Source organism: Rhizobium sp. NLR8a (assembly GCF_019685235.1).
In the GTDB taxonomy this organism is placed as follows: domain Bacteria; phylum Pseudomonadota; class Alphaproteobacteria; order Rhizobiales; family Rhizobiaceae; genus Rhizobium.
Genome location: NZ_JABDWI010000003.1, coordinates 432,957 through 455,138 on the forward strand (window position 1 = coordinate 432,957; position 22,182 = coordinate 455,138).

The following is a 22,182-nucleotide window of genomic DNA, read 5'->3' on the forward strand; positions in this document are numbered from 1 at the left end:
TCCCCGCTTACGGGGAGAAGGGATATGCAGCACCGTTTTCCTCAACCGCCAGCCCCGCAAGGGCACGTCCCCTCCCCGTTTCTACGGGGGGAGGGTTAGGGTGAGGAGCAATCCCGCGAAATCCGTATTAAGCTCTTTCGAAACCCCGCGCCACTTCCCAATCGGTGATGCGGCGGTCGTATTCTTCCTGCTCCCATTCGGCAGCACGGGTGTAATGGTCGATGACGTCGTCGCCGAAGGCTTTGCGCAGCATCGCCGATTCCGTCATTTCAGTCGTTGCCGCGCGCAGCGTGCGCGGAATTTCGCGAATGTCCTTGCCGCCATAGGCGTCACCGACGAACGGAGCTTCGAGCTCCAGCTTGTTCTCGATGCCGTCGATACCGGCGGCAAGCAGCGCGGCGAAGGCGAGATAAGGATTGAGATCGGAGCCTCCGACGCGGCATTCGATACGGATTCCCTTGGTCTCCTCGCCGCAGAGGCGGTAGCCGGCAGTGCGGTTGTCCTTGCTCCAGATCGCCTTGGTCGGTGCGAAGGTGCCGGCCATGAAGCGCTTGTAGGAATTAATGTAGGGCGCCAGGAAATAGGTGATCTCGCTCGCATGGGCGAGAAGCCCGGCGATGTAATTGTGCATTAGCGGCGACATGCCGTATTTGCCGGTGTGATCGAAGAACAGCGGCTTTTCCTCGAGGCTCCAGAGCGACTGGTGGATATGCGAGGAGCTGCCGGCGGCATTGTAGTTCCACTTGGCGAGGAAGGTGATGGCCTTGCCCTTCGACCAGGCGATCTCCTTGCAGCCGTTTTTGATGATCGCATGCCGGTCGGCCATGGCGAGCGCGTCGGCATAGCGCACGTTGATCTCCTCCTGACCGGCGGAAGCCTCGCCCTTGGAGTTCTCGACCGGAATGCCGGCGCCCTGCAGCCCGGTGCGGATCGCCCGCATCACCTCTTCTTCCTTCGTGGTCTGGAAGATGTGGTAGTCCTCGTTGTAGGCGCTGGCGAGCTTCAGGTTGCGGTAACCCGAGGCATGCGCCGCCTCGTAGCTCTGGTCGAACAGAAAGAATTCCAGCTCGGAGGCCATATAGGCCTTCATGCCCATGTCTTCGAGGCGCTTCACCTGCTTCTTCAGGATCGCACGCGGCGAATGGGCGACTTCCTCATGCGTGTGATGGTCGAGCACGTCGCAGAGTACGAGCGCCGTGCCCTCGAGCCAGGGAATGCGGCGCAGCGTCGCAAGATCCGGCTTCATTGTATAATCGCCGTAACCCTTCTCCCAGCTCGTCGCCTTGTAGCCGGAGACGGTCTCCATCTCCATGTCGGTGGCTTGCAGGTAGTTGCAGCTGTGCGTTTCCTTCCAGGCGCTTTCGACAAAATATTCGGCCTGGAAGCGCTTGCCCATCAGCCGCCCCTGCATGTCCACCTGGCAGGCCAGAACGGTGTCGATGCGCCCTTCGGCAACATCCTTCCTGAGATCGTCGATTGTATAGCTGCTGCTCATGAGTGATCCGCCTGAAATTGGGATTGAAAAAATCGGGGCAACAAAATCGCATGCGCCCGGCCTAGTGTGGCGGCCCGATGCCTTTTCGTTGAACCGGTGATGGGGCCGCAGGAGCGGCCCCGCCATTTGAGAGGGAAGCCTCGTTGCTTAACGTTCGCCGCTTTCGCCGACGGCCGCTTCTGCCGCCGCGATTTCGGCCTGGCGCTTCGCCACTTCGGCGCCGATCGGCGGCCCCTTGAAGCGCCGGCTCTCGAAGCCGAACCAGACGATCGCCGTCAGCAAGAGGAACCCGACGGTAACGTAAAGCGCAGCACCGTTCGGCGGCTGGACTCCGAGAACGAAGATCAGGACCATCGCGATGATCGAGAGCACGGCAAAGAGCTTGAAGAGGCCTTCGCCGAGGTTCCACGGGCCCATCTTGTCCCACTTAGACGTACCCCAGGCGAAGAGGCCGAGCGTTATCGGGATCGCAAAGGAGAAGAACAGGAAGATGACCGTGCACGAAACTACGATCGTGTAAACCGGCGTATCGCCGATTTTCACGAAGTCGAGTGAGGTGAACCAAACGAACAGAACCGACAGGATCGATCCCGTCCAGATCGCGGCCACCGGAGTGCGGTGTTGCGGGCTGACCTTCGACAGCGCCTTGGCGGCCGGAAGGCCACCGTCACGCGAGAAGGCGAAGATCATGCGCGAGACCGAGGTGACGGTCGCAAGGCCGCACAGCCACTGGCTGACGAAGATCGCTAGATAGAGGATGTCCTTGACGACGGGGTTTACCTGGCTGTCCATCGCCCAGAAGAACACATTCCAGCCCTGTTTGGCCGCGTCGTCCATGTTCGGCAGCATGAGCACAAAGGCGCACAGCATGATATAACCGAACAGCGCCGACCACAGGACCGAGGCGACCATGCCGCGCGGCACCGAATGGGCGGCCTTGACCGTCTCCTCCGACGTATGCGCCGAGGCGTCATAGCCGGTGATGGTGTAGATCGGCAACAACAGGCCGAGAAGGAAGACCCAGGCGCCCGAGGTCGACGGCCATACGCTACCGCCGACTTCGCCGGAATAGTTGGCGAACGTGAAGAGGCGGCCGAACTCATAGGAAGGGGCCGCGATAAGGCAGACGGCCGCCAGCGCGATCGAGGTTGCGAAGATCAGGTAGCCCGAGAAGTCCGTGAGCTTCGCGGTCAAGCCAATCCCCATGTGGTTTACCAGCGCCTGCGCGCCGGTAATTATGACGAGGAAAATGATCCGCACCGTGATCGTGTCCGTCAGCCCGAGATAAGTGGTGCCGAAGGAGCCCATGAAGAAGTAATAGGTACCGACGTTGATGGCGCCGAGAACGGTGACGAGACCGAGCAGATTGAACCAGGCTGTCAGCCAGCCGGTGAAGCGGTTGCCGAGGATCGAGCCCCAGTGATAGAGTCCGCCCGCCGTCGGATAGGCGGAGCTGATCTGCGCCATGGCGACGGCGAAAACGAGCGAGATGAAGCATCCCACGGGCCAGCCGATACCGATCGCCGCTCCGCCGGCGCCCGAAGTCGCCTGCGCCAGCGAATTGATGCCGCCGGAGAGAATGCAGATGATGGAGAATGAGACGGCGAAATTCGAGAATGAGCTCATTCGCCGTTCGAGTTCCTGGGCATAGCCCATGGAATGCAGGATGTGCACATCCTGCTTCTTGTCCAGTTCGGTGTAGTCCGACATGACTTCCCCCTGTTGACGAACCGGCCGCGGGATTGCAGGCCGGTTCAGTGCCAATTGCCCGCGGCATTTTCGCCGTGCGGACGTCCGCAGATAAACTGCTCCCTCGGGTCTTTTTTTATTCAGGCTTCCAGGCTGCGCTGGAGAAGCCCTGTCAGATAGTCGGCCATGACCCTTTGGCCGCCATCGTCTGCGACGAGGTCGTTGCGGACCTCGATCATCACATTGCGCAAGCCGTTCGAAAGCCCGTGCAGGATCAGCGTGTGGGTCACGCCGTCCTCCGGCCCATAAGGCTGGTTGCGTTCAGTCCTGTAAAGCGGCGCTTCAGCAGCAGCATCCATCATGCGGTCGGCCAGCCGGCTATCTTCGTCGTGCAGTATGCCAAGTTCGACGGCGCGTTGCCGGCCGTGATAGACCGGCGTGAAGCTGTGCATCGTCACGATAATGCTGTCTTGCCCCCTCGCCCTGCGATCGCGGATCAGCTCGCGAATGGCGTCGTGAAATGGCACGTAGAGCGCATCGGTGCGCGCCAGGCGTTCTTCGGCGGTCAAATCTTTGTTGCCGGGAATGGCATAGATTTCGCTGGTCTCCGGCATGGCGCCCGGTGAACTCGGCGGCCGGTTGCAGTCGTAGATGAGTCGGGAGAAGCGCTGGTAGACGAGCGTTGCGTCGAGTGCTTGCGATATGGCGCGGGCAACGGCGAGCGCGCCGGGGTCCCACGCAATATGGCTCGACAGCGCTTCGCTCGGCAAACCGAGATCGCTGAAGCAGGCAGGAAGCGCATTGGAAGCGTGCTCGCAGACGAGCAACACCGGGCTCTGGCCGCCGACGCGCTCGATCCCGACGCAGTTGCCGTCCGCTTCGCTGAGGATTTTCGGCCGGGCCAGCACCAAAGGCGCCACTCCTATCCATTAATAAAATGTTATAAGAAAAGAATTCTTCAGGTTTCCATCACTGTCAAGCATCCTCTGAAAAATTCTTTTCATGACACCGGTTGACATGGATTATGACAGCGTTGTTAACTTTGGTTGGGAAAGTGGCGCTAGACCATCCCGGGGAGCAAGATTAGGTGACAGTTGCGTCAAAGACGGTTTCGGACGTCATACACTCGCATTTCGGGCTGTTGACGCGCGCCGAAAAACAATTGGCTGAAAGCCTTCTCGACAATTATCCGGTGTCCGGCCTCGGCAGTATTACCACCATCGCCGAGAATGCCGGCGTGTCCACGCCGACCGTCGTGCGCATGGTGCAAAAGCTCGGCTTCAAAGGCTATCCGGATTTTCAGGCGCACCTGCATCTGGAGGTCGAAGCGACGATCTCCAACCCAATTGCCAAGCATGATCGCTGGGCGCAGAATGCACCGGGAACCCATATCCTCAACCGTTTCGCCGATGCCATCATGGGCAATCTGCGCCAGACGCTGACCGATCTCGACACCGCGACCTTCGACAGCGTCGCCTCGCTGCTGTCGGACCGCAAGCGCGGCCTCTACTTCGTCGGCGGCCGCATCACCGGCGCCCTTGCCGAATATTTCTTCACGCATATGCAGGTCATCCGGCCTGCCACGACGCTGCTGTCCTCCAATTCCAGCAGCTGGCCGCAATATGTCCTCAACATGAATGCCGGCGATATCCTGATCATCTTCGATATCCGCCGTTACGAACAGGAGATGGTGAGCCTGGCAACCGCCGCCCGAAAGCGTGGCGCCGAAATCGTCGTCTTCACCGACCAGTGGGGCTCGCCCGCCGCCAAGCTGGCCAGGCATGCCTTCCGTGTGCGGATCGAGGCGCCCTCAGCCTGGGATTCGTCCGTCGTTACTCTTTTCATCGTCGAGGCGCTGATCGAGGCCGTTCAGAATTCCACCTGGGATGAGACGAAGGAACGCATGAAGACCCTGGAGGGCTTGTTCGAGCAGACCACGCTTTTCCGCAAACTCGGTTAGGAGGACAAGACTAAAGGAGAGGAAAAACAATGACGGATTTGGCGGAAGTGAGCGATGCAGTCGCAATCGAAACATCTGTCGCAAGCGCCTGCTATCCCGGCAAAATTAACGTCATCCAACCGTCACACAAGCTTCATGTAAGCTGATTAACAGCATCGCCAGACACTGAAAACCCGAAGGAGAACAACAGTGATCTCTAATCTTTCTCGACTCCTGTCGCTTTCTACTGCGATGATCGTGGCTTCGACCGCGATTGCTGCCGCAGAACCGAGCGCTGAACTCATCGCCGCCGCCAAGAAGGAAGGCACGCTGACCACGATCGCCCTTCCGCATGACTGGTGCGGCTACGGCGACGTCATTGCCGGCTTCAAGGCCAAGTATGGTCTCGAAGTCAACGAACTGAACCCGGATGCCGGTTCGGGCGACGAAATCGAAGCCATCAAGGCCAACAAGGGCAACACCGGCCCGCAGGCTCCCGATGTCATCGACGTCGGCCTCTCCTTCGGCCCGTCCGCCAAGAAGGACGGCCTGATCCAGCCCTACAAGGTCTCCACCTGGGACTCGATCCCGGATTCCGCAAAAGATTCCGAAGGCTACTGGTACGGCGACTATTACGGCGTTCTCTCGTTCCTCGTGAACAAGGATCTCGTCAAGGAATCGCCGGCAGACTGGGCAGACCTGAAGAAGAGCGACTATGCAAACACCGTCGCACTCGCCGGCGACCCGCGCACGGCCAACCAGGCCGTCCAGGGCGTGTATGCCGCTGGCCTTTCCGCGTCCGGCGGTGATGCAGCCAAGGCAGGCGAAGAAGGCCTGAAGTTCTTCGCCGAACTCAACAAGGCCGGCAACTTCGTGCCGGTCGTCGGCAAGGCTGCCCCCTTCGCGCAGGGCTCCACGCCGATCATCGTCGCCTGGGACTACAACGCACTTTCGTGGGGTGAAAGCCTGAAGGGCAATCCTCCGTTCGAAGTCGTCGTTCCGAAGACCGGCGTCGTTGCCGGCGTCTATGTGCAGGCGATCTCCGCCTTCGCTCCGCACCCGAACGCTGCCAAGCTCTGGATGGAATACCTCTACTCCGACGAAGGTCAGCTCGGCTGGCTGAAGGGCTATTGCCACCCGATCCGCTTCAACGATCTTGCCAAGAACAACAAGATCCCGAAGGACCTGCTCGACAAGCTGCCGCCGGCAGCAGCCTATGAAAAGGCTGTCTTCCCGACGCTCGAAGAACAGGCTGCCGGCAAGGAAGCCATCACCAAGAACTGGGATTCCGTCGTCGGCGCAGCCGTCAAGTAATCTCCGATCCGGCCTCCCCGCCCAAAAGGCGGGGAGGCTTTCTCACTCCGACGCCCCAGGATGAGCTTTCCATGAGTACCGTTTCAACACCGATGGTAAGCAGCGCCCCCTTGATCAACAAAGACCGCGTGATCGACTGGCTGGGTATTGCACCCTTCATTATTTTTTCCCTGCTGTTCCTGATCATCCCCACGCTTTATCTCGTGGCCGGCGCGTTCCTGACGCCCGAGGGCGATTTCACGCTGAAGAATATCGGCGATCTCTTCACTCCATCCATTATCAGCGCCTACTGGATCAGTATTCGCGTGTCCGTCGCCTCCGCTCTCGGCGGCGCGCTGATCGGCTTCTTCCTCGCCTGGGCCGTTGTGCTCGGCGGCCTGCCCGCCTCGGTGCGCTCGACGCTTCTGACCTTCTCCGGCGTCGCCTCGAATTTCGCCGGCGTGCCGCTCGCCTTCGCCTTTCTCGCAACACTTGGCCGCACCGGCCTCGTGACGGTTTTCCTGCGGGAATGGTTCGGCTTCAATCTCTATGGCACAGGTTTCAACCTGCTGTCTTTCGTCGGCCTCACTATCACCTACATGTATTTCCAGATCCCGCTGATGGTGCTGATCCTGACGCCGGCGCTCGACGGCATGAAGAAGGAATGGCGCGAAGCATCGCAAATCCTCGGCGCCACCAACCGCCAATACTGGACGATGGTCGCCCTGCCGATCCTCTGGCCGAGCCTGCTCGGCACGACTCTGCTGCTCTTCGCCAACGCCTTCGGCGCCATCGCCACCGCCTTCGCGCTGACCGGCAGTTCGCTGAACATCGTGCCGATCCTGCTCTACGCGCAGATCCGCGGAGACGTTCTGCACAATGCCAACCTCGGTTACGCCATCGCTCTCGGCATGATTGTCATCACAGGCGTATCCAACATCCTTTATCTCATGCTGCGCATGCGCGCCGAGCGGTGGCAGAAATGAAAACACAACGTCTCGGAGCCTGGGCTGCCATCATTCTCGGCGCATCCTATTTCATCATCCCACTGATCGGCACCATCGAATTTTCGCTGCGCATGCGCCGCGGCGAATACAGCCTCGACGCCTATCAGTCGGTTTTCTCGGACATTCAGTTCCGCGAGACCTTCGGCTATTCCATGCTGATGGCGTTGCTCACCATCGTCTTCGGCATGCTGCTCGTGGTGCCGACGGCCTATTGGGTGCGGCTGCGCCTGCCGCAGATGCGTCCGGTCGTCGAGTTCATCACGCTGCTGCCGCTCGTCATTCCGGCGATCGTCATCGTCTTCGGCTACCTCAGAATGTACAATTCGTCATCCTACTTGCCGCTGACGGGTTCGACGACAGGGACTAACGCCCTGCTGGTCTTCTCCTATATCACGCTGTCCCTGCCCTACATGTACCGCGCTGTCGATACCGCCATGCGCGCCATCGATGTCCGCACGCTGACGGAGGCGGCCGAAAGCCTCGGCGCCCGCTGGACGACCATCATGTTCCGCTGCATCTTCCCGAACGTGATGAGCGGCGTACTCTCCGGCGCCTTCATCACGCTGGCGATCGTCATGGGCGAATTCACCTTCGCCGCGCTGCTCAACCGCCCGGCCTTCGGTCCGTACCTGCAGCTCGTCGGCGCCAACAAGGCCTACGAGCCTTCGGCGCTCGCCGTCATCGCCTTCTCGATCACCTGGCTCAGCATGGGCCTGCTCAACCTCGTTTCCCGCTTCGGCAAAGCCCGCCCGGCAAAGGCTTAAGGTAACTGGCTCATGTCCTTTCTCGCACTAAACAACATTCAGAAATCCTTCGGCCCGGTCCAGGTCGTCAAGAACTTCAACATGAACATCGAGAAGGGTGAATTCGTCTCCTTCCTCGGACCGTCGGGCTGCGGCAAGACGACCGTTTTGCGCATGATCGCCGGCTTTGAAACACCGACCGGCGGCACGCTGACCATCAACGGCAAGGACCAGAGCTCGCTGAAGCCGAACCAGCGCAATATCGGCATGGTCTTCCAGGCCTACGCGTTGTTCCCGAACATGACGGTGCACGACAATGTCGCCTTCGGCCTCAAGGTCGCCGGCGCCGCCAAGCCCGAGATCGACGCCCGCGTCAAGGAAATGCTCGGCCTGATTAAGCTCGATCACCTTGCCGATCGCTTCCCTTACCAGATGTCGGGCGGCCAGCAGCAGCGCGTGGCGCTCGCCCGCGCGCTTGCCGTCAAGCCGCAGGTGCTGTTGCTCGACGAGCCGCTCTCCGCACTCGACGCCAAGATCCGCGTGTCGCTGCGCGAGGAAATCCGCCAGATCCAGCAACAGCTCGGCATCACCACTGTTTTCGTCACCCACGATCAGGAAGAGGCGCTGTCGATCTCCGATCGCATCGTCGTCATGAATGCCGGCAAGGCCGATCAGATCGGTTCGCCCTTCGAGATCTACAACACGCCAGCCACGCGCTTCGTCGCCTCCTTCGTCGGCACATTGAACCTCATTGAGGCCAAGGTCGTCGATCCCGATGCCAACCTCATCCAGATCGGCGATCAGAAGATCACGCTGAAGCAGTCGGTCGCAGCCAACAAGGCCGGCGAAACCATCTCGCTGGCGCTGCGCCCGGAAGCCGGCTCCCTCTCCGACAGCGCCAGAAGCGACACCGCGCTGACGGGCCAAGTCGTCTCGGCTCACTTCTTAGGCTCGGTCATCCGCACCCGAATGGATGTCGGCGGCAACGTCATCTCCTTCGACATGTTCAACAGCCCCGGCACCACGCCACCGCAGGCCGGCGAAACCGTGACGCTGCGCTTCATGGCAGCCGACCTGCTGATCATCCGCGACTGATCCGGAAACGCAACTCGTGCGAAAGGCGCCGCCGACGCAACGCCTTTTTCATTTCAGGCCGCCCGAACTGTCAGAAAAGGTGATGCAGCCATCACGACAAAGCGCTTGAACTCTCCCAGCTTCGTGCCAGAAGTTGAATAAACCAAACGAGCCGGGCAGCCCGCGGCCCGGTATTTTGCGCGAGGGGATATTTCAATGATTACCTGCCACCTGCGCTATGTGATCGATCCATACAAGCTTGCCGAATTCGAGGAATATGCCCGGCTCTGGATTCCGATCGTCAATAGGATGGGCGGCACCCATCACGGTTATTTCCTGCCCTCTGAAGGCGCCAACAACATTGCCGTAGCATTGTTTTCCTTCTCAAGCCTTGCCACCTACGAGGACTACCGCACGCGCATGGCAAGCGATCCGGAATGTCAGGCGGCTTTCGAACTCGACAAGCGAAACCGCAGCATCGTCAGCTATGAGCGCAGCTTCATGCGGCCCGTCCTCGGCTGATCGAGCCCGCGCCGACTGGAAGCAAAAAGCCCCGCACGCTGGCGGGGCTATTCGTTCCGTCAACCGCTCAGCGGATCGCCCGGTCGTCGGCATCGAAGCGATGCACGCGCGCCTGGTCCGGCGTCGCATAGACGATTTCGTCGGGCTCATACTGGTGCTCGCCGAAGAGGCGCGCCGTCAGCAGGCCGCACTGGTCGGATTCCAGATAGATGATCGTGTCGGCGCCGAGATGCTCGACATGCACGACCTTCGCAGCCCAGCTCCCCTGCTCGCGCGACAGCGTCATGTGTTCGGGGCGCACCCCGATCGTCTTGGCGCTGTGATCGCCGACCTTCTCGCCCGGGATGAAATTCATCTGAGGCGAGCCGATGAAACCGGCAACGAAGACGTTGGCCGGGCGATTATAGAGTTCCATCGGCGAGCCGATCTGTTCGATCGCGCCGGCATTCAACACGACGATCTTGTCGGCAAGCGTCATCGCCTCGACCTGGTCGTGGGTGACGTAGATCATCGTCGCCTTCAGGCTACGATGCAGCCGAGCGATTTCCAGGCGAGTCTGCACGCGTAGCGCCGCATCGAGGTTCGACAGCGGCTCATCGAACAGGAAGAGTTCCGGTTCGCGCACGATGGCGCGGCCGATCGCGACGCGCTGGCGCTGGCCGCCGGAAAGCTCTGCCGGCCGACGTGCGAGATAAGGTGCCAGCGATAGCATGCCGGACGCCTTGCCGACGCGTTTGTCGATCTCCTCTCTGGAGGTGCCGGCCTGCTTGAGGCCGAGGCCCATATTGTCCTTGACCGTCAGGTGCGGATAGAGCGCATAAGACTGGAACACCATGGCGATGCCGCGTTTGGCCGGCGGCGTCAGCGTTTCGTCGCGGCCGTTGATGACCACGGCGCCCGAGGTGACATCCTCAAGGCCCGCAATGCTGCGCAGCAGCGTCGATTTCCCACAGCCCGACGGCCCGACAAAGATGACGAATTCGCCGTCCCTGACTTCGAGGTCGATGCCTTTCAGCACCTCATGCGTGCCATAGGTCTTGCGGATGGATTTGAGTTGAAGTGATCCCACTGTCTTTCCCTTACAATCTGACCGGCTGGCCGGTGCGCACGCTCTCGTCGGCGGCAAGGCAGATGCGCAGTGACGCCACCGCATCCGCCATATGGCGGTCGAGGTTCAGATCCTCACGGATCGCCCTCAGCATGAAGGCCTGTTCCAGGTCGCAGAGCTCCTGATGACCGGGCTCACCCGTCATCCTCATGTCCTGGTCTGGCCGGATGAACTTGCCGTCCGGGCCGGTTTCGGCCGTATGCAGACGGATCACGGAGGTCTTGGTGTGCGTGTCGATATCGTCGGACTTGGCGTTTGGATCCATGACAATCGACACCGCCCCCTTCGGCGACATCACGTCCTTCACGAAGAAAGCGGTCTCCGAGATCATCGGCCCCCAGCCGGCCTCGTACCAGCCGACCGAACCGTCCTCGAAAAGCACCTGCAGCTGACCGTAATTATACATGTCGGCAGCGATCTCATCGGACAGGCGCAGCCCCATGCCGCGCACCTCGACGGCCCTGGCGTCGGTGATCTGGCACATCACGTCGACATAATGAACGCCGCAATCGACAATCGGCGAGGTCGTGCGCATCAGCGACTTGTGCGTCGCCCAGGTCGGGCCGCTGGACTGCTGGTTGAGGTTCATGCGGAAGACGTAAGGCGGGCCGAGCTTGCGCGCCTCCTCGATCAGCTTCGTCCAGGATGGGTGATGCCGCAGGATATAACCGATCACCAGCTTGCGCCCGGCCTTCTCAGCCGCCGCCGCGACCCGCTCGGCATCGGCGACGGTGGTCGCCAGCGGCTTCTCCACGAAAACATGACAGCCCGCCTCGAAAGCGGCGACAGCGTAGTCGGCATGACTGTCGGAATAGGTGTTGATCGAGCAGAGATCCGGCTTCAGCTCCGCAAGCGCCGTCGCGAAGTCGGGGTGGACAGTATAGCCCTGCAGCGCGGGCTCCAGCTCCGGTGTCGAGCGGTTGACGAGACCGACGATCTCGAAGCCCGGATTGTTGTGATAGGCGAGCGCGTGGCTGCGGCCCATATTGCCGAGGCCGGCAACGAGGACGCGGATCGGTTTCTCCTGGCTCATTTGACGGCTCCCGACGTGATGCCGCGGATCAGCTGCCGCGAGAAGATGACGTAAAGGACGAGGATCGGCAGGATGGCGAGCGACAAGGCGGCCAGCACGGCGTTCCAATTGGTGACGAACTGACCGATGAAAATCTGCGAGCCGAGCGTCACTGTCTTGGTGCTTTCGGCAGGCGCCAGGATCAGCGGGAACCAGAGATCGTTCCAGATCGGGATCATCGTGAAGACGGCGACCGTCGCCATGGCCGGGCGCACCAGCGGTAGCACCAGGCGGAAGAAGATCGCATATTCCGAGAGCCCGTCGATGCGCCCGGCATTCTTCAGGTCGTCCGACACCGTGCGCATGAATTCCGACAGGATGAAGATCGCGAGCGGTATGCCCTGCGCGGTATAGACGAGGACGAGCGCCGTCAGCGTATTGACGAGGCCGGCCGCAACCATGCCCTGCAGGATCGCCACAGTGCCGAGACGGATCGGGATCATGATGCCGATCGCCATGTAGAGCCCGAGCAGCAGATTGCCGCGGAAACGGTATTCCGACAGCGCGAAGGCCGCCATGGCGCCGAAGAGCAGCACCAGCAGAATCGAAACAACAGTCACGATGAAGCTGTTCTGGAAATAGGTGGCGAAATCGCCCTGCCCGAGCACAGTCTGGTAGCCGACGAGGCTGAAGGTCGACGGCGTCGGGATCATCAGCGGTTCGCGGAAGATCGAGCTGCGATCCTTGAACGAATTGACGATGGTCAGGAACACCGGAAACAGCGCGACCAGGGTATAGGCGCCGAGCGCCAGGTGCACGAGGCCGGTGCGGATGGGAGATGTGCGTGCCTTGGACATGCGCGCTCCTCAGAACTGGTAGCGACGCATGCGCCGCTGGATGACGAAGAGATAAAGCGAGACGCCGGCGAGAATGATGAGGAACATCACGGTGGCGATCGTCGCACCCATCGAGCGGTCGCCGAGCTGCAGCTGGAAACCGAAGAAGGTGCGGTAGAGCAGCGTGCCGAGAATGTCGGTCGACATGTCAGGCCCGGCAAGCGCCCCCTGCACGGTGTAGATCAGGTCGAATGCGTTGAAATTGCCGACGAAGGTGAGGATAGAGATGATGCCGATCGCCGGCAGGATGAGCGGCAGCTTGATCTTCCAGAACTGCGCCCAGCCGGTGACGCCGTCGCATTCGGCAGCCTCGATCACCTCTTCGGGGATGCTGAGAAGCGCTGCATAGATAAGCATCATGGGAATGCCGATATATTGCCAGTTGGAGATCAGCGACACGGCGATCAGCGCCGAACCCGGCTTGCCGAGCCAAGGTGCGAACAGGAATTTCAGGCCGATGAGATCGAGCATCCAGGGCGCGACACCCCAGATCGGTGAAAGGATCAGCTTCCAGATGAAACCGACGATGACGAAGGAGAGCAGCGTCGGCAGGAACATCGCCGTGCGGTAGAAGGCGACACCGCGCAGCTTCGGCACCGAAAGCAGGGCTGCGAGCGCAATGCCGATCGGGTTCTGCACGCACATATGGATGGCGAAGAAGATCAGATTGTTGACGAGCGCGTTCCAGAAATCATGCGCCCAGCGCGGATCGCCGAACAGAACCTTGAAATTCGCAAGTCCGACAAAAGCTGATTGCCCGTCGACCGTGTTGTAAAGCGACAGCCTGAGCGTCTCGATGAGCGGCAGCACCATGACGGCGGAATAAACGATCACGGCGGGCAGCATGAAGACGAAGATGTGCCAGCGCACCGGGCGCTTGATCGGGACGATTTCGGCCGCGTTGTGGGTTTCGCTCATGGCTTTTGCCTTGTTGCTAGATAGATCTTGGAGCCGGGAAGCTGGACTTTTATGCACCGTCAGGGTGCTTCTTCGCTAAGGCGAACCGCCATGCCTCTGCGTGACGAAAGACCCCTTTTGGCCTTCCGGCCATCTTCCCCACAAGGGGGAAGAAGACTCGCGGAGCGATTCCCTCCCTGCCGGAACCGCTTTTTTGCGGCAGGCTAAGCCCCTCCCCTTGTAGGAAGGGGTTGGGGAGGGGTTTCACATCACTTGGCCGGCTTGTACCAGCTGTCGAGGCCCTTCTGCAGCTTCTCGGCGGCGACCTTCGGCGTATCCGTGCCGTTGATCACATTGGCCGATTCGACCCAGGTCTCGTTTTCAAGGTTCGGCGTGCCGCGCGACAGGATCTGGTAGGTCGAACGCACGGTCGACTTGTACGGGCCGCGCCAGGAGACGAATTCCTGAGCAAGCGGATCGGACATCTTCACCGGGTTGGAGTTCAGGCTGAAGAAGCCCGGCAGTGCATTGGCGTAGATATCGGCGAACTCAGGCGAAGCGACCCAGCTGAGGAACTTCTTGGCTTCCTCGGCATGCGTGCTCTTCGCGTTCAAGGCGACGCCGATATCGGGATGGTCGGAGATGTAGCCCTGGTCACCGGCCTTCGGAACCGGCGGCGGGAAGGCGCCCATCTTGAACTGCGCCTGCGTGTTGAAGAGCGCAATTTCCCAGGAACCAGCCGGATAGATCGCGGCGCGGCCGAGCGTGAAGAGGTTCTGGCTGTCCGAATAGGTCTGGGCTTCGAAACCGTCACCGAGATAAGGCTTCCACTTGGCAAGCTCCTCAAACGGTTTGACCCACTCCGGATCGGTCAGCTTCTGCTTGCCCGCGATCAGGGCTTCGCGGCCCTCTTCACCCTTCCAGTAGTTCGGGCCGATGTTCTGGTAGCCCATGGTGGCGGCTTCCCAGAGATCCTTCGTGCCCATGGCAAGCGGAATATAGGTGCCATCGGCCTTGATCTTATCGAGGGCTGCGTAGAACTCGTCCTGCGTCTTCGGCACGGAGATGCCGAGCTTGTCGAAGGCATCCTTGTTGTAGATGAAGCCGTGGATGACCGAAGCCATCGGCACGCAGAAGGTCGACTTGCCGTCGTCGGTCGTCCAGGCGGCCTTGGCGACCGGCGAGAAATTCTCCATGCCCGGCAGGCTGGTGATATCGACGAGCTGCTTCTTATTGAAGAGTTCGAGCGAGGCATCGAACGGACGGCAGGTGATGATATCGCCTGCGGAACCGGCATCGAGCTTGGCGTTCAGCGAAGCGTTGTATTCAGTCGGCGCGGTCGGCGAGAAGACGACTTTGATACCGGGGTTTTTCGCTTCGAACGCCGGAATGATCTTTTCCTGCCAGATCTGCAGGTCGTCGTTACGCCAGCTTTCGACGGTCAGCGTGACATCGGCGGCATGGACGAGACCTGTCGACGTCAGCAGGCTTGAGGCAAGCAGCAGGCTTTTCAGAGCAGTGTTTTTCATTTCCCTCTCCTGTTTTTAGCGCCGGAAAGCGCCGTTTTCGATCTGAAACAAGCAATTGGCGTGTATGAGGAAACACCCAACGCCCCTTGGAGGACCGCCAGCGGCTGCCGGTCCCGAAAGCTCGACGGACACGAAGGCGGATCGCCTGCGGCCGGACTGCGCGCTTTTCGGTGACTGCACCGGACGCGCCGAAAATCATGGGAAAGCCAATGGATGCCTGAATTCCATCGCCGGACCAACAGGGCCGCTGGCATTCTGGCAATCATCCTCGAAGCGGTTCCGGCTTGGCTCTGGTGCCGGTTTTCGTGGGCTTCGAAACGCTGTTCCCTTTTGTCGAATTAAGGCCAAAAAAATACCAATTGTCCAGACGAATTTTAACTTTTTGGCCTCCACGGCTTCATTAAAAATTTTTATTAAGTAAAATCAAATAGATAAAAAGGCGCAATTTCTCAGCCATTCCCACTTGGTAAATGGTATTTTTTTGGTATTGTAGGAAAAACAGGTGGGAACGGCGTATTCGGAGGTCCGATGACAGAGCTTGCAATCGGCATAGATGGCGGCGGAACGAGCTGCCGGGCCGCGGTCGCGGACAGAAACGGCACTATCATCGGCCGCGGCAAATCGGGGCCTGCCAATATCCTGTCCGATCTGGACAATTCTCTTCTCAATATCGTCGACTCCGCCCGGCAGGCTTTGCGCGATGCCGGGCTCGCCGCGGAAACAATTTCCTCCGTCGCAGCGGTCGTCGGCGTCGCTGGCGCCAACGTCACGGATTATGGCCAGCGAATCGAAAAGGCCCTGCCCTTTGCCGAAGGCCGCGTTGTTACCGACGCGCTGATCGCGCTCCAGGGCGCGCTCGGCGATGGCGACGGCATTGTCGGTGCTTTCGGCACCGGCTCGGTCTATAACGCCCGGAAAGACGGTCGGCTGAACGGCATCGGCGGCTGGGGCTTCGTCGTCGGCGACCAGGCAAGCGGCGCCCGCCTGGGCCGCGACCTCATGGAACGATCGCTGCTCGCCCATGACGGCGTGCGCCCGGCTTCCGCGATCACCGAAGCGGTCATGGCCGAATACGGCAATGATCCCGAGCGCATTGTCGAATTTGCGCATTCGGCAAGACCGACGGATTTTGCCCGTTACGCGCCTGCAGTCTTCGAACATGCAACGAGGGGCGATACGGTCGCGGTCGCCATCGTCACGGACGCGGCAACGGCGATCGGCGAAAGCCTTGAAGCGCTGCTCTGGCCCGGATGCCCGTCAATCTGCCTGCTTGGCGGTCTTGCGGTAGCCTATGAGCCCTGGCTTCCCCAACGCTACAGGCCGCTGCTTGCCAAACCGAAAAACGATGCCCTTCAAGGCGCGGTGGAACTTGCGGTCAAGCTCCTGAATGAGCGACAGAGAGGTGCGGCATGACCGATGATCTCGCCACAATCCTCTCCCTGGAACGCCTGCAGGCGGCCGGCACCGGCCCGCTCTACGTCAAGCTGCGCCGCACGCTCGAAGAGGCCGTGCGCGCCGGCACGCTTGGTCACGGCGACGCGCTGCCGCCGGAGCGCGACATCGCCGAACTTGCCGCCGTCAGCCGGGTCACCGTGCGCAAGGCGATCGACGAACTCGTCGCCGACGGCCTGTTGGTGCGCCGCCACGGCTCGGGCACCTTTGTCGCCAAGCCGGTCTCCAAGGTCGAGCAGCGCCTGTCGCAGCTCACCTCTTTCACCGAAGACATGGCACGCCGCGGCATGTCCTCCCGCTCGGAATGGCTGCATAAGGGCATTCATACCCCCTCGCCCGACGAGATGATGATCCTTGGCCTCGCCGCGGGCGTGAAGGTTTCGCGCCTCTCGCGCCTGCGGATCGCCGACGACCAGCCGCTGGCAATCGAGAATGCCAGCGTCTCCGGCGAATTCCTCCCCGATCCCTCCTCCGTCACCAATTCGCTCTACGCCGAACTCGAACGCCTCAACGTCCGTCCGGTGCGCGCCGTCCAGCGCATTTCGGCGACCAATATGAAGGAAGCCGACGCCCAGCTTCTCGGCGTCTCCGTGGGTGCGGCCGGCCTGTCGATCGAACGCATCTCCTATCTCGGCTCCGGCCGTGCCGTGGAGTTCACCCGCTCGCTCTATCGCGGCGATGCCTACGACTTCGTGGCCGAGCTGACGATCGGGGTGAGCTGACGGCTTGAGCTTATCCAAATTATACGTATAATCCGCGTATTGAAGTTTGGAATCCTATCATGACTCGAACCACGTCTCTGGAGTTTCAGCGAAAATTCGGTGAGTTTCAGCATCAGGCACAGCGCGAGCCTGTCGAAATCACCCGTCATGGCCGCCGCGAATTCGTGCTGATGTCGGCCGAGCACTATGATTGGCTGAGGGCCGCCGCGCAGCGGACGCACGTCACAGCCGACGCCTTGTCCGTCGTCATCGATGCCGTCGAAAGAGCGGAGATGGATGCCGCGCATGCCCCTCTCGATGAACTGCTGAAATAAAGCCGCATGGCCGCAATTCCCGAACCTAAGCCCGGCCTCGTCGTGCGCTATGATTACCTCTGGTCGCGCGAAGCATCGGCGGGTCGCGACCAAGGCAAGGACAGGCCCGCCTGCCTCGTCGCGGCAAGCGATAGCCTCGCCAATCCGCGCTACGTCGTTCTGCTGCCGATCACGCATACGCCGCCATCCGGCGACACGGTCGGAATAGAAATCCCGCCGAAAGTGAAGCAGGCAATCGGTCTGGACGACGCGCCGAGTTGGGTCATCGTCTCCGAACATAATATCGATGAATGGCCGAATGGCGGGCTTTCGCCCGTACCGGGCAGCGAGGGAATATTCGCCTACGGCTTCATTCCGCCCAGTCTTTTCGTAACGATCAAAGGGAAATTTCTTGATCTTGCCAAAGCCAGGAAGAGCGATCCCGTCCGCCGCTGATGCCTATCGCTCAAGAGCGGCTTTCGAGGGACGACATGCGGCAAAATCAAAGCTGCAGCATAGTTTTCACGTTCAATTTCAAAAGCATGAAGCCGGAAACTGAATCACTTTCCGGCTTCATCGTCTCTTGATTCATTGTATTAACAGCGGCGAACGTCTCTACGCCGCGTCCTCAATCTCCTCATCCGCCTTGCGCGGCACATAATTCAGTACCGGCCCGAGCCAACGCTCGACATCGGAAACCTCCATGCCCTTGCGCTTGGCATAGTCCTCCACCTGATCGCGCTCGACCTTGGCGACGCCGAAATAATAGGAGTCGGGGTGGCCGATATAGATGCCGGATACGGAGGAGCCGGGCCACATCGCATAGCTTTCAGTCAGTTTCACTCCGGCGGCTTTTTCCGCATCGAGCAACTTGAAGAGCGTTGCCTTTTCCGTGTGGTCGGGCTGGGCGGGATAACCGGGCGCCGGACGGATGCCGGCATAGGCTTCGCCGATCAGATCCTCGTTGCTGAGGTGCTCATCTCTTGCATAGCCCCAATATTCGCGCCGCACCTGCTCATGCATGCGCTCGGCAAAGGCTTCGGCGAAGCGGTCGGCCAGCGCCTTGACGAGGATTGAGGAATAGTCGTCGTTCGACCGCTCAAACCGTTCGGCAATGGCGATTTCCTCGATGCCGGCCGTTACCACGAAGCCGCCGACATAGTCCTGAACGCCGCTGGTGACAGGCGCCACGAAGTCCGAAAGCGCCACGTTCGCCCGCCCGTCCCGCTTCGAAAGCTGCTGGCGAAGCGTGTAGAAAGTGGCAAGCTCCTTGCTGCGGCTTTCATCCGTGAAGAGGCGGATATCGTCGCCGACAGCGCCGGCCGGCCAGAAGCCGATGACGGCGCGCGGGCGGAACCACTTCTCGCCGATGATCTTCTTCAGCATGGCCTGCGCATCGGCCCAGAGCGCACGCGCCGCCTCGCCCTGCTTCTCGTCTTCGAGAATGGCCGGGAAACGGCCGCGCAATTCCCAGGTCTGGAAGAACGGCGTCCAGTCGATATATCTGGCAAGCTCGGCCAGATCGTAATCCTCGAACACCCGCGTGCCGAAGAACTCAGGCCTCGTCGGCTTGTAGGCCGACCAGTCGACCTTATGCGCATTCTCGCGGGCTCGTGCCAGCGGCAGGCGCACCTTCTCCGCTTCGCTCCGGGCATGAGCGGCGGCCACCTTGGCATATTCGGCTCTTACATCGTCGACGTAACCCTGCCGCGTTTCTGGCGAGAGCAGCGCCGAGACGACGCCGACGGCGCGGCTCGCATCGGTCACGTAGATCGCCTGTCCCTTGTCGTAGCCGGGATGGATCTTCACGGCGGTATGCACGCGGCTGGTCGTGGCACCGCCGATCAGCAGCGGGATCTCGAAGCCCTGCCGCTCCATTTCGGCCGCGACATGCACCATCTCGTCGAGCGACGGCGTGATCAGGCCGGAAAGGCCGATGATATCGACCTTTTCGGCGATCGCTGTTTCGAGGATCTTCGTCGCCGGCACCATGACGCCGAGGTCGACGATCTCGTAATTGTTGCAGGCGAGCACGACGCCGACGATGTTCTTGCCGATATCGTGCACATCACCCTTGACCGTCGCCATCAGGATCTTGCCTGCCGACCGCCGTTCCTCGCCGCCGTTGAGGCGCTTTTCCTCTTCCATGTAGGGCAGCAGTACGGCGACCGCCTGCTTCATGACGCGCGCCGACTTGACCACCTGCGGCAGGAACATCTTGCCCGAACCGAACAGGTCGCCGACGACGTTCATGCCGGCCATCAGCGGTCCTTCGATGACGTGCAGCGGCCGGGCGGCCTGCCGGCGCGCCTCTTCCGTATCGGCCTCGATATATTCGGTGATGCCGTTGACCAGCGCATGTTCGAGACGCTTCTCGACGCTCCATTCGCGCCAAGAGAGATCCTGGACACGACCCTCCTTTGCCCCGGCGCCGCGGAAACGCTCGGCCACTTCGAGCAGCCGCTCGGTGCTGTCGGCGCGGCGGTTGAGCACCACGTCCTCGCAGGCCTCGCGCAGCTCGGGATCGATGTTGTCGTAGACGGCGAGCTGGCCGGCATTGACGATGCCCATGTCCATGCCGGCCTGGATGGCGTGGTAGAGAAACACCGCATGCATCGCCTCGCGCACCGGCTCGTTGCCGCGGAACGAGAAGGACAGGTTGGAGACGCCGCCAGAGATATGCACGAGCGGCATGCGCTCACGGATCGTCCGCGTCGCCTCTATGAAGTCGACGCCGTAATTATTGTGCTCTTCGATGCCGGTCGCGACCGCAAAGATGTTCGGGTCGAAGATGATGTCCTCGGGCGGAAAACCGATCTTCTCGGTCAACAGCTTGTAAGCGCGCGTGCAGATCTCGACCTTGCGGTCGTAATTGTCGGCCTGCCCGGTTTCGTCGAAGGCCATGACGACGACGGCAGCGCCGTAATTGCGCAGGAGCCGCGCTTGGGCGAGAAAGTTCTCCTCGCCTTCCTTCAGCGAGATCGAGTTGACGATCGGCTTGCCCTGCACCCGCTTCAGGCCGGATTCGATGATCGAGAATTTCGACGAGTCGATCATGACAGGCACGCGGGCAATGTCGGGCTCGGCGGCGATCAGGTTGAGGAACTCGACCATCGCCTTCTCGGAATCGATCAGGCCCTCGTCCATGTTGATGTCGATCACCTGCGCGCCGTTTTCGACCTGGTCGCGGGCGACGTCGAGTGCCGCCGTGTAATCGGCATTGGTAATCAGCTTGCGGAACTTCGCCGAGCCGGTGACGTTGGTGCGCTCGCCGACATTGACGAAAGGAATGTCCTTGGTCAGTTCGAAGGGTTCGAGACCCGACAGCGACATGAAGGGGCGATGCTCCGGGATCGGGCGCGGCTTGTATTTCGCAACGGTCTCGGCAATCGCCCTGATATGTTCCGGCGTCGAGCCGCAGCAGCCGCCGACGATATTGACCAGGCCTTCACGCGCGAAGCTGTCGATCTGTGCCGCCATCAGCTCCGGCGTTTCGTCGTACTGGCCGAACTCGTTCGGCAGGCCGGCATTCGGATAGGCGCAGATAAAGGTATCGGCGACGCCCGAAAGCTCCTGCAGGTGCGGGCGCATCGCGTTAGCCCCGAGCGCGCAGTTGAGGCCGATCGTGAAAGGATTGGCGTGGCGCACCGAGTTCCAGAAAGCCGACGGCGTCTGGCCGGAGAGCGTGCGGCCGGAAAGGTCGGTGATCGTGCCGGAGATCATCACCGGCAGGCGCACGCCCTTGGCCTCGAAACGCTCCTCGCAGGCGAAGATCGCGGCCTTGGCATTCAGGGTGTCGAAGATCGTCTCGATCAGGATGATGTCGGCGCCGCCGTCGATCAGCCCGTCGATCTGCTCGCCATAGGCTTCCCTGAGGTCGTCGAAGGTGACGGCGCGGAAGCCAGGATTGTTGACGTCGGGCGAGATCGAGGCGGTGCGGTTGGTTGGACCGATGGCGCCGGCGACGAAACGACGGCGGCCGTCCTCGCGTTCGGCGCGGATCGCCGCGCGGCGGACGATCTCCGCACCTTCCTTGTTCAGCGCATAGACCTCGCCTTCCATCTGGTAATCGGCCTGGGCGATGCGGGTCGAGGAGAAGGTGTTGGTCTCGAGGATATCGGCGCCGGCCTTGGCGTATTTGTAATGGATTTCTTCGATCGCATCCGGCTGGCTCAGGATCAGAAGGTCGTTATTGCCCTTCTGATGGCAGGCGCAGCCGATGAAGCGGGTTCCGCGGAACTGGTCTTCGTCATAGCCGAGCCCCTGGATCTGCGTGCCCATGGCGCCGTCGAGAACAAGGATGCGCTCGCTCGCGGCCTTTTTCAAAGCGGCGAAAACTTCACTGCCGTCACGCTTGCCCGTTTCCGGACCAAAGAGATTGTCAAACACGGGCGGGCTCCTTGACGTCGTAAGACCAGACTTTCAGATCACATAAAGATATCTTTATGTCAATATATGACTATCGATTTCGTGCTTCGCAAAGCTTCGCCGATGACAGGCTCGCCCGAGCC

Annotated in this window: 19 protein-coding genes; 10 read left to right on the plus strand and 9 right to left on the minus strand. The window is 60.9% G+C overall.

Annotation, left to right across the window (positions count from 1 at the left end):
- Positions 1-127 precede the first annotated feature (127 nt).
- The 3 genes from HJC04_RS07850 to HJC04_RS07860 form a co-directional block, all read right to left on the minus strand.
- Complete coding sequence (locus HJC04_RS07850) at positions 128-1,495, minus strand: glutamine synthetase family protein (RefSeq protein ID WP_210630580.1); 1,368 nt, start codon at positions 1,493-1,495, stop codon at positions 128-130.
- Between the two features lie 147 nt (positions 1,496-1,642).
- Complete coding sequence (locus HJC04_RS07855; RefSeq protein ID WP_221145593.1) at positions 1,643-3,205, minus strand: amino acid permease; 1,563 nt, start codon at positions 3,203-3,205, stop codon at positions 1,643-1,645.
- Positions 3,206-3,324: 119 nt separating this feature from the next.
- Positions 3,325-4,095 carry an N-formylglutamate amidohydrolase gene (locus HJC04_RS07860; protein ID WP_210630578.1) on the minus strand — a complete coding sequence of 257 codons (771 nt, stop codon included), beginning with the start codon at positions 4,093-4,095 and terminating at the stop codon, positions 3,325-3,327.
- Between the two features lie 176 nt (positions 4,096-4,271).
- Between HJC04_RS07860 and HJC04_RS07865 the strand changes: the two genes are divergently transcribed.
- From HJC04_RS07865 to HJC04_RS07890, 6 genes are all read left to right on the plus strand, one after another.
- Positions 4,272-5,144, plus strand: coding sequence for a MurR/RpiR family transcriptional regulator (locus HJC04_RS07865; protein ID WP_210630577.1), 873 nt, complete (start codon positions 4,272-4,274; stop codon positions 5,142-5,144).
- A gap of 189 nt (positions 5,145-5,333) precedes the next feature.
- On the plus strand, positions 5,334-6,437 hold the full coding sequence (locus tag HJC04_RS07870; protein ID WP_210630576.1) for an ABC transporter substrate-binding protein: 1,104 nt from the start codon (positions 5,334-5,336) through the stop codon (positions 6,435-6,437).
- Positions 6,438-6,508: 71 nt separating this feature from the next.
- On the plus strand, positions 6,509-7,402 hold the full coding sequence (locus HJC04_RS07875; protein WP_221122649.1) for an ABC transporter permease subunit: 894 nt from the start codon (positions 6,509-6,511) through the stop codon (positions 7,400-7,402).
- Positions 7,399-8,187 carry an ABC transporter permease gene (locus HJC04_RS07880; protein WP_221145595.1) on the plus strand — a complete coding sequence of 263 codons (789 nt, stop codon included), beginning with the start codon at positions 7,399-7,401 and terminating at the stop codon, positions 8,185-8,187. The genes HJC04_RS07875 and HJC04_RS07880 overlap by 4 nt, the downstream gene beginning before the upstream one ends.
- 12 nt (positions 8,188-8,199) lie before the next feature.
- Complete coding sequence (locus HJC04_RS07885) at positions 8,200-9,261, plus strand: ABC transporter ATP-binding protein (protein ID WP_210630574.1); 1,062 nt, start codon at positions 8,200-8,202, stop codon at positions 9,259-9,261.
- 195 nt (positions 9,262-9,456) lie between these two features.
- The gene (locus tag HJC04_RS07890; protein WP_210630573.1) at positions 9,457-9,762 is read left to right on the plus strand and encodes an NIPSNAP family protein; all 306 of its coding nucleotides are present in this window, start codon (positions 9,457-9,459) and stop codon (positions 9,760-9,762) included.
- 67 nt (positions 9,763-9,829) lie between these two features.
- Here HJC04_RS07890 and HJC04_RS07895 read toward each other — a convergent pair whose 3' ends face one another.
- The 5 genes from HJC04_RS07895 to HJC04_RS07915 form a co-directional block, all read right to left on the minus strand.
- Positions 9,830-10,831 (minus strand): ABC transporter ATP-binding protein, encoded by a 1,002-nt coding sequence (locus HJC04_RS07895; RefSeq protein WP_210630572.1) that lies wholly within the window; start codon positions 10,829-10,831, stop codon positions 9,830-9,832.
- A gap of 10 nt (positions 10,832-10,841) precedes the next feature.
- Entirely contained in the window at positions 10,842-11,903 is a 1,062-nt protein-coding gene (locus HJC04_RS07900) for a Gfo/Idh/MocA family protein (protein WP_221145597.1), read from the minus strand.
- Positions 11,900-12,739 (minus strand): carbohydrate ABC transporter permease, encoded by an 840-nt coding sequence (locus tag HJC04_RS07905; protein WP_221145599.1) that lies wholly within the window; start codon positions 12,737-12,739, stop codon positions 11,900-11,902. The genes HJC04_RS07900 and HJC04_RS07905 overlap by 4 nt, the downstream gene beginning before the upstream one ends.
- Before the next feature lie 9 nt (positions 12,740-12,748).
- Positions 12,749-13,696, minus strand: a complete 948-nt coding sequence (locus tag HJC04_RS07910; RefSeq protein WP_210630569.1) for a carbohydrate ABC transporter permease — start codon at positions 13,694-13,696, stop codon at positions 12,749-12,751.
- A 248-nt stretch (positions 13,697-13,944) separates the two neighbouring features.
- Positions 13,945-15,204, minus strand: coding sequence for an ABC transporter substrate-binding protein (locus tag HJC04_RS07915; protein WP_221145601.1), 1,260 nt, complete (start codon positions 15,202-15,204; stop codon positions 13,945-13,947).
- Between the two features lie 528 nt (positions 15,205-15,732).
- Here HJC04_RS07915 and HJC04_RS07920 point away from each other — a divergent pair.
- Genes HJC04_RS07920 through HJC04_RS07935 form a run of 4 tightly spaced genes read left to right on the plus strand, consistent with a single transcriptional unit; the run spans position 15,733 to position 18,127 of the window.
- Positions 15,733-16,617 (plus strand): N-acetylglucosamine kinase, encoded by an 885-nt coding sequence (locus tag HJC04_RS07920; protein WP_210630567.1) that lies wholly within the window; start codon positions 15,733-15,735, stop codon positions 16,615-16,617.
- The gene (locus tag HJC04_RS07925; RefSeq protein ID WP_210630566.1) at positions 16,614-17,378 is read left to right on the plus strand and encodes a GntR family transcriptional regulator; all 765 of its coding nucleotides are present in this window, start codon (positions 16,614-16,616) and stop codon (positions 17,376-17,378) included. The genes HJC04_RS07920 and HJC04_RS07925 overlap by 4 nt, the downstream gene beginning before the upstream one ends.
- A gap of 59 nt (positions 17,379-17,437) precedes the next feature.
- A complete protein-coding gene (locus tag HJC04_RS07930; RefSeq protein WP_210630565.1) occupies positions 17,438-17,692 on the plus strand; it encodes a type II toxin-antitoxin system prevent-host-death family antitoxin in 255 nt (84 codons plus the stop codon).
- Between the two features lie 6 nt (positions 17,693-17,698).
- The gene (locus tag HJC04_RS07935; protein WP_210630564.1) at positions 17,699-18,127 is read left to right on the plus strand and encodes a hypothetical protein; all 429 of its coding nucleotides are present in this window, start codon (positions 17,699-17,701) and stop codon (positions 18,125-18,127) included.
- Positions 18,128-18,286: 159 nt separating this feature from the next.
- On the opposite strand, the gene metH is transcribed toward HJC04_RS07935, so the two are convergent.
- Complete coding sequence (gene metH / locus HJC04_RS07940; RefSeq protein WP_221145603.1) at positions 18,287-22,060, minus strand: methionine synthase; 3,774 nt, start codon at positions 22,058-22,060, stop codon at positions 18,287-18,289.
- Between the last annotated feature and the right edge of the window lie 122 nt (positions 22,061-22,182).

What these genes read in the sequence shown, in the direction of transcription:
- HJC04_RS07850 (WP_210630580.1), bottom strand. Translation starts at nt 1,495, where the DNA reads ATGAGCAGCAGCTATACAATCGACGATCTCAGGAAGGATGTTGCCGAA.
- HJC04_RS07855 (WP_221145593.1), bottom strand. Translation starts at nt 3,205, where the DNA reads ATGTCGGACTACACCGAACTGGACAAGAAGCAGGATGTGCACATCCTG.
- HJC04_RS07875 (WP_221122649.1), top strand. Translation starts at nt 6,509, where the DNA reads ATGAGTACCGTTTCAACACCGATGGTAAGCAGCGCCCCCTTGATCAAC.
- HJC04_RS07880 (WP_221145595.1), top strand. Translation starts at nt 7,399, where the DNA reads ATGAAAACACAACGTCTCGGAGCCTGGGCTGCCATCATTCTCGGCGCA.
- HJC04_RS07885 (WP_210630574.1), top strand. Translation starts at nt 8,200, where the DNA reads ATGTCCTTTCTCGCACTAAACAACATTCAGAAATCCTTCGGCCCGGTC.
- HJC04_RS07890 (WP_210630573.1), top strand. Translation starts at nt 9,457, where the DNA reads ATGATTACCTGCCACCTGCGCTATGTGATCGATCCATACAAGCTTGCC.
- HJC04_RS07900 (WP_221145597.1), bottom strand. Translation starts at nt 11,903, where the DNA reads ATGAGCCAGGAGAAACCGATCCGCGTCCTCGTTGCCGGCCTCGGCAAT.
- HJC04_RS07905 (WP_221145599.1), bottom strand. Translation starts at nt 12,739, where the DNA reads ATGTCCAAGGCACGCACATCTCCCATCCGCACCGGCCTCGTGCACCTG.
- HJC04_RS07910 (WP_210630569.1), bottom strand. Translation starts at nt 13,696, where the DNA reads ATGAGCGAAACCCACAACGCGGCCGAAATCGTCCCGATCAAGCGCCCG.
- HJC04_RS07915 (WP_221145601.1), bottom strand. Translation starts at nt 15,204, where the DNA reads ATGAAAAACACTGCTCTGAAAAGCCTGCTGCTTGCCTCAAGCCTGCTG.
- HJC04_RS07920 (WP_210630567.1), top strand. Translation starts at nt 15,733, where the DNA reads ATGACAGAGCTTGCAATCGGCATAGATGGCGGCGGAACGAGCTGCCGG.
- HJC04_RS07925 (WP_210630566.1), top strand. Translation starts at nt 16,614, where the DNA reads ATGACCGATGATCTCGCCACAATCCTCTCCCTGGAACGCCTGCAGGCG.
- HJC04_RS07930 (WP_210630565.1), top strand. Translation starts at nt 17,438, where the DNA reads ATGACTCGAACCACGTCTCTGGAGTTTCAGCGAAAATTCGGTGAGTTT.
- HJC04_RS07935 (WP_210630564.1), top strand. Translation starts at nt 17,699, where the DNA reads ATGGCCGCAATTCCCGAACCTAAGCCCGGCCTCGTCGTGCGCTATGAT.